The following is a 9,153-nucleotide window of genomic DNA, read 5'->3' on the forward strand; positions in this document are numbered from 1 at the left end:
TCCCGAGTAGCTGCCGGAAAGAGGGATCGCCTGTCGCGGGTGTCGAGCGACTGCCACCCTGATCAGTTCCCGATTACCGACAATGCCATTGGTCGGATCGAACTCGACCCAACCGGCTCCAGGCAAATAGACCTGGCACCAGGCGTGGGTCGATCCTCCACCTCGTACCTCCAACTTGTCTCGGGTTGGAACGTAGATATATCCGGTCACGAAACGCGCAGCGAAACCAAGCGATCGAACAGCTTCCATCATGAACAGTGCGAAGTCACGGCATGTGCCTCGCCGCAGATGTAGCGTGACAAGAGGCGGTTGTGTCCCGGGTTCCGTTCGACGGGAATACACAAAGCTTTCGTGGATGGCATAGCAGAGTGTCATCAACAGTGTGCCCGTCTCTGTCTTGCCACCGGCACTCAAGAATTGTCGTGCCCATTTTCCAATCTCGTCCCCTTCGTCGGGATGATGGCGCTCGATGGTCTGGGAAAGGTCGGTTGCTTCGTCAGATTCGTATGAAAACGGATAGCTGAGTGCTGCTTCGTCGATGCGAAAATCGGGCGCGTGCTGAGGCGTATGATCAAGCCGAATGGCTGTTTCGAAGTGCAGTGCTTTAGCTGCCCCCTTGAAATCGAGCACGGCAACGCAGTTTCCAAAAACGTCGTGGATCCAACGGAGCTCTTTCGGCTCGGGATCAATGACCATGGCGTGGTCTAGAAGTCTCTGGTCGAAGCTGTCGCGCGGCCTGAATATCAGCCGGTGTTCGCCAAACCTTACAGGTCGGCTGTAACGATAGACAGTCGAGTGCCTCACTGAAAAAATAGGCATGATGTCCTTGTGCCTTCTGCATACACACCGTGGTTTCTCAGGGACGATCGAGTGGCCTTGGTGCGGAGAGACTCAACGTCTGACTAAGCAATTAAAGCGGCCAAATACCGGCCGCTAGTCGGACAATGTCGCTACTGCCGGGCTTCCTACAATGTCGATGCCGTCAATCTGGAGGCGGCAGGGCATCAAGGCACACGCGAGATCGGGATGGCGTTTCCCACCTCTCGGTTCGAACTTTCCTCGCCGAGATACGTCAGATCTGTGGATTTGTAATATCCTGCCCAAGGCGTAATGTCTCAACCGGTCCCTTTCGACACCGTTGCGAGCGCGCGAAGAAAACTAAAGCAGAGAAGGACGCCGAAACGTTGGCTTACACGGTGATCTGGTACGGCAAGCAAGGCATTGTCGAGAAAGCGTCGTTCGAGACCGAGAAGGCTGCACGGGATAACGCGCTTGCCAATTTTTCCGCACGAAACTCAGACGGTATTGTAGCGGTCGAGGTTCGCAAGGACGACGGCTCGGTTGTATTCAGCCAAGCAGGTAGCAACTAATAGTCCGCATCTTGGTCAGGTCTAGAATGAGATTTTCCGTCCCCATCCCTGCTCCTTGGCCGGAGCCTCAACGGGCTAAGACGCAGCACCGCGGCGGCATCATGGGACAGAACACCAAGACCGGGGCTTGGCAGACCCTTTGCCCTGGCCTGTAGACCAACGGCGTATTGCTTCTGTAACGTCGGGAATTCCGCTGCGCCTTTTAGTCGGGCGTCTCCCAGCTTGATCCACGATCGGTACCGTCATGTTAATCAGCTCTCGCGTCCGAGCTTCGGTAATCCGGGTTCGCGTGCAAGGAGACGGATCAGAGTCTTCTGGCTCCTCCGTGGCGGATCGGATGCTTTCTGAACAAATTCGGAACCCAGGGCGTCACGGCGCTAAGTTCCCCTAGCAGGTCTGCAGGCACAGTGAGTTGAATTGGACATCGATGTTAAGAGACCAGTAACCAATCCGGCAGAATGTCGCTTGCGGCCTCTTTTCGCTGCCAGGAGACACACCCCACATGCGACGCGGCCTCGGTCTACTTGTACTCACCTTCAGCACGGCACTTGGCGCTGGCACGGCAACGTTGGTCATCTCACCAGCTCACGCCGCGTCATTGCTTACCCCCGATACCGTCAACGCAGCGCCCCTCGATGCAATTTCGCCGACGTATGCGCCCCCCGATTCGAAGATCGATCCGCTGACCACCGGCAGCACGTTCAATGTCGGTGCCGCCGCCCCTTCGACGGAGTTTACGCAAGCCCCTGCGGCAGACGCGCCCTCGCCGTCCATAGTTCGGTTGCAGGTATTGCTCGACCGGGCGGGGGCGTCGCCAGGAGTTATCGACGGTCTTGATGGCGGCAACCTGCGGCACGCCATCGCAGCCTTTGAAGTGATGCGTGGCCTCCCGGTCGACGGAAAGATTGGACTCAAGGTCATCGCCGCCATAGACGCGGACAAGCAGGTTATCGGCAGCTACGTCGTCACGGCGGACGACCTTTCCACGGTGGTGGGTGCCATTCCGAAAGACTACGCCAAAATGGCGGAGATGAAATACCTCGGCTACGCCCGTCCAAGCGAGGCCATGGCCGAGCGTTTCCACATGGACGAGGATTTTCTGAAGGCACTCAATCCTGGCGCGACCTTCGCCGAGGGAGAAACGATTTCGGTGGCCGATCTAGGTTCGGGGAAGCGCGGAACGGCCGCCAGACTGGAAGTAGACAAGGCCGAAGGCCAGGTTCGCGCCTATGCGGAAGACGGCTCACTCCTGGCGGCCTTTCCGGCCACAATTGGCAGCGAGGAGAACCCATCCCCGTCCGGCATGCATACAGTAAGGGCGGTGGTCACGAACCCGAGCTACACCTACAATCCCAAGCTCAATTTCAAACAGGGCAACAACGACAAGGTCCTGACCCTTCCGCCCGGTCCCAATGGCCCCGTCGGCACGGTGTGGATCGACTTGTCTGAACCGAGCTTCGGTATTCACGGGACCCCCGAGCCCGCCCGTATTGACAAGACCGGCTCCCATGGCTGTGTACGCCTGACCAATTGGGATGCTGGAGAACTTGGCAAGCTTCTCAGTCCCGGCGTGCCGGTCCAGTTCCTCTGAGCGGCGCGGACAATCCGGCCGCAGACTTCGACTATCCGCCCGATGTCGAGGAGACGCAGAGCCCCGAAACTACGCTAGCGCCGGAATGATCAACGGTACCGAGACGAAGCCAGAACTGCAATACGCCTGAACCTTGGATGCAATTGACACCATGTAATCAGGGCCTCGCGCAACATTAGCGGGCAGTCTCTTACCTACATTATGACCACCCTCGGCCTCGAAATCCGCGCGTCGCCGCCCTGCACCGTCGAATAAGCCGGAGATCTCGTCGCACGCTGTGCACTTTTCTAAATCGCGGGGCGTTTGCGGGAACAAGCATGATTGGAACTCGATGGGCATTCGTGGGTTACGTCATGAAGAGGAGACATCGCCGTGAAACTGTTACACCTTGCCCCCATCGCTATTCTTGCCTGCGCCCTGGCTCTTTCCGCTTGCGCTAATACCGTCCGAGGCGTCGGTAGGGACGTCAAGTCGACGGCGAACGCAGTTGACGACACCGTCAACAAACCCTGATCGATGCAGCGGACCGTCACGGTTATCGAGAAGGCAACTGGTCGGGTGATCGGCGCACTGCCAATCGATCTTGCAGGCCAAGTTCACCAAGCCTCGGATGATGAGTATTTTGCGAAGGCGTTCGAAGCTGCAGTCGACAGCGGCCTCATCAATGAGGGTGATGCGCGTTTGGTTGAATTCCGGCTCGAATAGTCAGGCCGACCGAGGTCAGCGAATCACTCAAGCAACCCGTCCCTGCGCCGAGCGGTCAATTATTGTCGCACCGCCTGCATGACGTTTGGGGTCATGAATTCGTCGACGAAGTCACCTATTTGGCGGCAACTCTGCGTGCGTATGAGTGATCTTTTTCGTCTGCGTGGCTGCATTGTCTACGGAACAAAACGTATGGTGCGTAGTTGTATATTAGTGAAGGCTAATATGATGCTGCTTGCGTTGGGCAGTGCGCCTGAGACCGAGGCACTGTCGTCCAGGAATGCCAACGCGGAAATTCTTGGAGCGTTCGACCTCAACAACAAAACGGAGGCCAAATTCCCCATCGCCCGCCTCGGAGAGGCAATCCAGTTCGTCGCAAAAGCCTCAGTGCTCGGATATGACGCCCGGGCCGCAATGGTCTTCTATGGGGAATCTGGCACACCAAGCCTTAGGTTGATTGACTGCGACCGGCTATGGGCCAAGTACGGCGCTGCCCTGCTCGAGCCATAGACTTCGGTCTGTGGAAGCTGAGGATAAAGGTCGGGCCGTTAAGCTTGGCTTTACTTCAGATAAAGGTCACAGGGAGCCTGGAAACCGGCCTTACCGAAGGGGGAAGCCCTCACCTCTTGAGTGGAGAATGTGCTGACTTCTGAAGAATTTAAAGCTTGGCGCAACGGCCTTGGAATCAGCCAGACGGAAGCGGCGACGGCGCTGAGGCGTTTCCCGAGGGTCCATCGAGAACCACGATCGCGAGCAAAGTGGAGAAAAGGGACTGTCCCCATCCCCGAACCACGAACTCGCATGCTACGCCGTCTTGGCGCAAATCCATGCCGTGCTGGGGCCGGCGATCGGCTTCACTTTTAGATCCGTGGTTTGCTCGGGTCGAAGGGAATTGACCGCGTTCATAGCGACAGCCAATAAAAAGCCCGCCTGGGTCAGGCGGGTTCGGACGCGAAGCATCACATTGCCCAAATCCCTTGCCCGTCCACGCTAGTAGGCCGCGAACTTCGACTCTTGGCGCTGAATGCTTGGATTGCAAGTTTTTGTGGATCGATCTGGGCGCAACAGAGTTGTGGACCGCCAGCATCATTTTGGCAGGAGGGTCTAGTGCCACCTAGCATCTGCGTGTTGGTTGTCGAGGACGAGCCGCTAATCCGCATGGACATCGCGGATTTCCTGCTCGGCGAGGGTTTCGAGGTATTGGAGGCTGCCAATGCCGATGAGGCAATTGACTTGCTCGAAACCAATGCCCAGATCCAGCTCATGTTCACTGACGTCGACATGCCAGGTAGCGTGGATGGCGTAAAGCTTTCTGCTGCTGTACGCGACCGCTGGCCACCCATCAGGATTGTAGCGACGTCAGGCCATCGCGCGGTGTCGGTCACGGACCTTCCGAAAGGCAGCCTGTTTTATGCCAAGCCGTATGACAACGCAGCCATAGCGGCAAGTTTACGCGACTTGGTCTCAACTTGACATGGCCGCCCTGCCAGTTCTTCCGCCTCCATGGCGTGGGCTCGATCACCAGCTTCGGCCTTTGAAGGCGAGCGCGCGGTTATTGTGTGAGGCGCTGCGGCTGGATTTTCAGCGTGACGATCAGGCCCTGCTTTGCCCAATCGTAAGCGATCGAGCCACGCAGATGCCCGGTTACGCTACGCTCGACCAATCTGCTTCCGTAGCCGGGCGGATCTGCAGGTGTCTCAACGAGCGGTCCGCCACTTTCTGTCCAGACGATGGTGACGGCGTCATCTTGCGCCGAGCACGATACATCCAGCGTGCCTGCTTCCGCCGACAAGGCGCCGTATTTGAGAGAGTTGGTTGCAAGTTCATGAATGATAAGCGCCAGGATAGTTGCCGATGATTCACCAACACTCATCCTTCGCACCGACACCCTGATGCGGCCGCTAAACGCCCCCAGATCGTCATAAGGCGCAAGCAGTACCGTAAGTAGGTCGCAAGCAGCGCAGAGGCGGCCTCAGTCTGGCCGGGCACCGGCCGCCACCAGATGATGGGCTCGCCCCAAGGCAGTCAACCGCTGTGTAAGCTCGCGCGCCAGGTCATTGGTCGTCGTCGTCGAACGCGAGCTAATGGCAGTAAGGCCGGAGTCTATGGTCAGCAGGTTCTTGACGCGATGGCTCATTTCGCAGGCCAGAAGCTCGCGGCTTCTTCCGCCTGCTTGCGGCCGGTCACATTAACGAAGGTGCCGAACATCAGCGCTGGGAAAAATCGCAGATCCTATGCCCAGTCTTGGCGCCGCAATCCCGACATGTGCTGGATCGCCCGCGGTCCCAAATCAAACTTGGTCCTCGCGCCAAGGTGGCGATGCGGGTCCGGTCAAGCCTGCTCGAGCGAAAGCTGGCGCACCCTTTACAAAGGACGATAAATTCACTGCCGGTATAATGGCATTTCCGTCAATGAACGGCTTTCTGGCCATCGTTGAGGCATCCTGACGGACTGCGAGCGCAACGCGTTTCGACCTGCGGAGGGAACCTCGGCGTTCAACATCAAACGACTAAGTACAGCAGGACGACATCGTCAGGCACTGAACGCCACCCTACCTACCTAGGGCGTCCCCCCATCATCAGCCTAGGCGGCGCACTCGTTCCGGAACATTGCCAGATTCCGGCGTCTCAGCGCCGCGCCTTCAATATTCTCGCCTCTCGCAGCAATGATCCACGATCAGTACCGACCATATCGATCAGCTCGCGTGCCTGGGCTTCCGTAATCCCGGTTTCGCGCGCCAGGAAACGGATGAGAAAGTCTTCTTGCTCCTCCCTATGCCCACGATCCCGTCGCTTCTCATCGGCGATGTATGACGATTTCGGCTGTTCTATCGAACGCGGCGATGGGGTGTCCTCATTGTAATGCACGCCTTGCACGGTCAGCCCTGCCTCCTCTGCAGCCGCCAAAAACGCCTGCCGGGCATTTTCCACCTCGTCGTCCGAAGTCAGTGAGCCGGTACAGGCCTGCAACGCGTCTCGGTATATTGATCCGTGCTCGTCCGGCCACTTCTCCATCAGCAAGATGGCAGCCTCGGAAGCACTGGACAACCTGCGGAGTTCTCCATTTGGCAACTCGATCGTTACTGGAACCCTGAAAAAAGCGTCGTGCATCGCGTCACCCCTATCCCACCATCTCTCAGCGAACGGGGCGCGACGACATTCGTTCCAGCGCAACATGTAACGCGGCCTATCCGTCCAACGTCAGGCACCTGACGCCGATCTCACAATGAGGCGCCACCGTTTGGGGGCATGTAGGCGGTCGGCGCGGCCCTTAGTCGGCCGGGCGTCGACGAAAGGCTCAGATCAAAGCATCCATTGGCGGCTTGGGGCGTTAAGACTGACGTCAGCAGGCCCCAACCGAATAGCTAGGGCTGGCGCAATCTCGGAGAACATTCACACATGGATATTCCTAAAGGTGCGACCGTTGCTGTGGCCGATGGCGAAAGGCTCAATCTGTTCCGCAATTCAGGAGACGAAGCCAATCCAAAGCTGACGGCCTCGGTCGTGGAAGACGTCGCAAACGAGAACAAGGGATCCGGTGCGCGTCATCAGAGCAGCTCCGCCAATCCGGACAACAGTCAAATCGAGGAGGACAATTTTGCGGCCGGAACCGCCGAACTGCTCAACCGACACGTCCTCGGCGGAGAAATCGCCAATCTGATCATCATCGCCGCTCCTCGAACGCTTGGCGAACTGCGCAAGCACTATCATCAGAAATTATCGGACGTTCTGATTGGCGAAATCGCCAAGGATCTCACCGGCCATTCGGCCCACGAGATAGAGAAGGCAGTTGCCAGCGCCTAGACGCATAATCGACAGAACTCAAATCTGCATCGCGCCCGCGCTCTGATCGTATTCGCGCCTGCGTCGAATTGAAGGACTTTATCATGACAAAATCCATTGGATGGTTGGCCGCAGCAGTGCTTTGCATTACAGCGCCTGCTCAGGCCGCTGACGGCGCCTTTCTGAAATCGTTTGCCGGCAGCTGGGTTGGCAAGGGCACGGTCAAGGTCGACGCTGATTCCCAACCCATCAAAATCAACTGCAAATTTGCATCTGACGCGACTGAAAGCTCATTGGCGCTTAACGGCAAGTGTACAGGTTACGTGGTCTTCTCGCGGGCGATCGGCGCCGACGTGAAGACGAATGGCAAAACCTATACGGGCATATACACCGGATCGAGCACCGGTCCGGCTGGCCTCAGTGGCGGTCGATCAGGCAACGCACTGGTTCTAGGCATCCATTGGGCAAAGGAAGTCAATGGCGACCGTACGGCCCAGCTGAGGCTGGAAAAAGTTGGTGACAATGGGATGCGCCTAACGACGATCGATAAGGATCCGGCGACGGGCAAGACCATTGTGATCAGTCGGATTGATCTCAGCCGCTCCTAGCGTCTGGTCGGCAAATATCCGACGCCTCGCTAGTCGAAGACGGGGCTGCCGGGCCGACTATTACGTGAGCTCGTAGTAAAAATCGCAAATCAGGTCCGCGACTTTGACGGCTTCAAAGTCAGTCATGTGCGCAGCTGTCTCAACAGCCACGACCCCCATATCGTCCTGATCGATCGCCAGAAGATCCAGTATCTTTGCGAACTTGAACTTGAGCTCCCGGTCACCATCGAATTCATCGATGGTAACGTGCAGAATGTTCACATTTGCGTCGATCAATCGCGTTTGTATGGCGTCGGTAGAGGCTGCTAGTGTGCGAATTGCCGCGAAAAAGTGCTCTCGCGCATTGGCATATTTGTCGTCCATTTTGATACCTTCAAAGTTGAAAAGCTGCGCCCTGGACGTCGTGCGCGAACCGGGACTTACGCGTTTGGCATAGGCTGAGTCAACAATGGCGGCCCGCCCGTACAGGTCAGTTTGAGATTCAGGGCTTGCGAATTGACAGCCGGGCTTCCCGCATGAGCTACGACCATTTGGCGCGGCACAATAAGCTGACAAGCTCGCGAGCTTCCGCTTCAGTGATGCCCTGCTTCTTTGGCTTCGGGGAACCAACGTGGCAGTGGCCAGTTTGCATAGCGAGGGGACACATCACGGAGATTCAAATGACACGCCGACCAAAGATTTTGGCCAGCACCGCACTCGGGTTGCTCATCGCCTCGGTGCCGTTAGGGGCGCCGCTCAGCGCAGCATTCAGCGCTGGACGGTTCGCCGAATCCGCAACGCCGATTTTTATCAAGTTGAAATGTAAGGAGGGCGAGTCCGCCGAAGCCTGCGCGCTAAGGCAACAGGCTCCGTCCGAAAACGCTGCTCCACCTCCAGCGACCGAACCACAGCCTACTCCAAAACCGCAGGAGCAGCCAAAAGAGGCAGCTCCGGCGTCTGAGTCAACTCCCGTTCCAGAATCCACGCCACCGGCTGAACTGTCGACGAAGAAACAGCCCGCTCCAACAGCCGAGCCTGTGCCGGCGCCGCCAGCCGAGCCTGCGCCCAACAAGGCTCCCGACGAACCGGCAGGCAAGCAAGTCCAGCCGCCCGCAGAC

At 57.7% G+C, this 9,153-nt stretch carries 12 protein-coding genes; 7 read left to right on the plus strand and 5 right to left on the minus strand.

Features of this window, described 5'->3' with window-relative positions; genetic code table 11:
• Positions 1-819: transglutaminase family protein (locus tag EN990_RS33885; protein ID WP_164766212.1), on the minus strand; the 819-nt coding region annotated here is incomplete at its 3' end.
• Positions 820-1,184: 365 nt separating this feature from the next.
• On the opposite strand from EN990_RS33885, the gene EN990_RS33890 reads away from it, so the two are divergent.
• The 5 genes from EN990_RS33890 (at position 1,185) to EN990_RS33915 (ending at position 5,139) form a co-directional block, all read left to right on the plus strand.
• Positions 1,185-1,370 (plus strand): hypothetical protein, encoded by a 186-nt coding sequence (locus EN990_RS33890; protein ID WP_127366480.1) that lies wholly within the window; start codon positions 1,185-1,187, stop codon positions 1,368-1,370.
• A 502-nt stretch (positions 1,371-1,872) separates the two neighbouring features.
• Positions 1,873-2,961 carry a L,D-transpeptidase gene (locus tag EN990_RS33895; RefSeq protein ID WP_127366481.1) on the plus strand — a complete coding sequence of 363 codons (1,089 nt, stop codon included), beginning with the start codon at positions 1,873-1,875 and terminating at the stop codon, positions 2,959-2,961.
• 516 nt (positions 2,962-3,477) lie between these two features.
• Entirely contained in the window at positions 3,478-3,666 is a 189-nt protein-coding gene (locus EN990_RS33905) for a hypothetical protein (RefSeq protein ID WP_127366483.1), read from the plus strand.
• Between the two features lie 225 nt (positions 3,667-3,891).
• Positions 3,892-4,176: a hypothetical protein gene (locus EN990_RS33910; RefSeq protein ID WP_245461180.1), complete on the plus strand. Its 285-nt coding sequence runs from the start codon at positions 3,892-3,894 to the stop codon at positions 4,174-4,176.
• Positions 4,177-4,791: 615 nt separating this feature from the next.
• The gene (locus EN990_RS33915; protein WP_127366487.1) at positions 4,792-5,139 is read left to right on the plus strand and encodes a response regulator; all 348 of its coding nucleotides are present in this window, start codon (positions 4,792-4,794) and stop codon (positions 5,137-5,139) included.
• 79 nt (positions 5,140-5,218) lie between these two features.
• Here EN990_RS33915 and EN990_RS36860 read toward each other — a convergent pair whose 3' ends face one another.
• From EN990_RS36860 to EN990_RS33925, 3 genes are all read right to left on the minus strand, one after another.
• Entirely contained in the window at positions 5,219-5,539 is a 321-nt protein-coding gene (locus EN990_RS36860; RefSeq protein ID WP_245472551.1) for a sensor histidine kinase, read from the minus strand.
• Between the two features lie 99 nt (positions 5,540-5,638).
• A complete protein-coding gene (locus EN990_RS36865) occupies positions 5,639-5,803 on the minus strand; it encodes an HWE histidine kinase domain-containing protein (RefSeq protein WP_348629906.1) in 165 nt (54 codons plus the stop codon).
• 490 nt (positions 5,804-6,293) lie between these two features.
• Positions 6,294-6,776 carry a DUF982 domain-containing protein gene (locus EN990_RS33925; RefSeq protein WP_245459233.1) on the minus strand — a complete coding sequence of 161 codons (483 nt, stop codon included), beginning with the start codon at positions 6,774-6,776 and terminating at the stop codon, positions 6,294-6,296.
• A 288-nt stretch (positions 6,777-7,064) separates the two neighbouring features.
• On the opposite strand from EN990_RS33925, the gene EN990_RS33930 reads away from it, so the two are divergent.
• Both EN990_RS33930 and EN990_RS33935 read left to right on the plus strand, forming a co-directional pair.
• The gene (locus EN990_RS33930) at positions 7,065-7,469 is read left to right on the plus strand and encodes a host attachment protein (protein ID WP_127369785.1); all 405 of its coding nucleotides are present in this window, start codon (positions 7,065-7,067) and stop codon (positions 7,467-7,469) included.
• Positions 7,470-7,552: 83 nt separating this feature from the next.
• Positions 7,553-8,056: a hypothetical protein gene (locus EN990_RS33935; RefSeq protein ID WP_127369786.1), complete on the plus strand. Its 504-nt coding sequence runs from the start codon at positions 7,553-7,555 to the stop codon at positions 8,054-8,056.
• Between the two features lie 60 nt (positions 8,057-8,116).
• Here the strand turns inward: EN990_RS33935 and EN990_RS33940 are convergent, their stop codons facing one another.
• On the minus strand, positions 8,117-8,419 hold the full coding sequence (locus EN990_RS33940) for a hypothetical protein (RefSeq protein ID WP_127367678.1): 303 nt from the start codon (positions 8,417-8,419) through the stop codon (positions 8,117-8,119).
• Positions 8,420-9,153: the final 734 nt, after the last annotated feature.

The organism is Mesorhizobium sp. M7A.F.Ca.US.005.03.1.1 (assembly GCF_003997975.1).
GTDB classification, from domain to species: Bacteria; Pseudomonadota; Alphaproteobacteria; order Rhizobiales; family Rhizobiaceae; genus Mesorhizobium; species Mesorhizobium ciceri.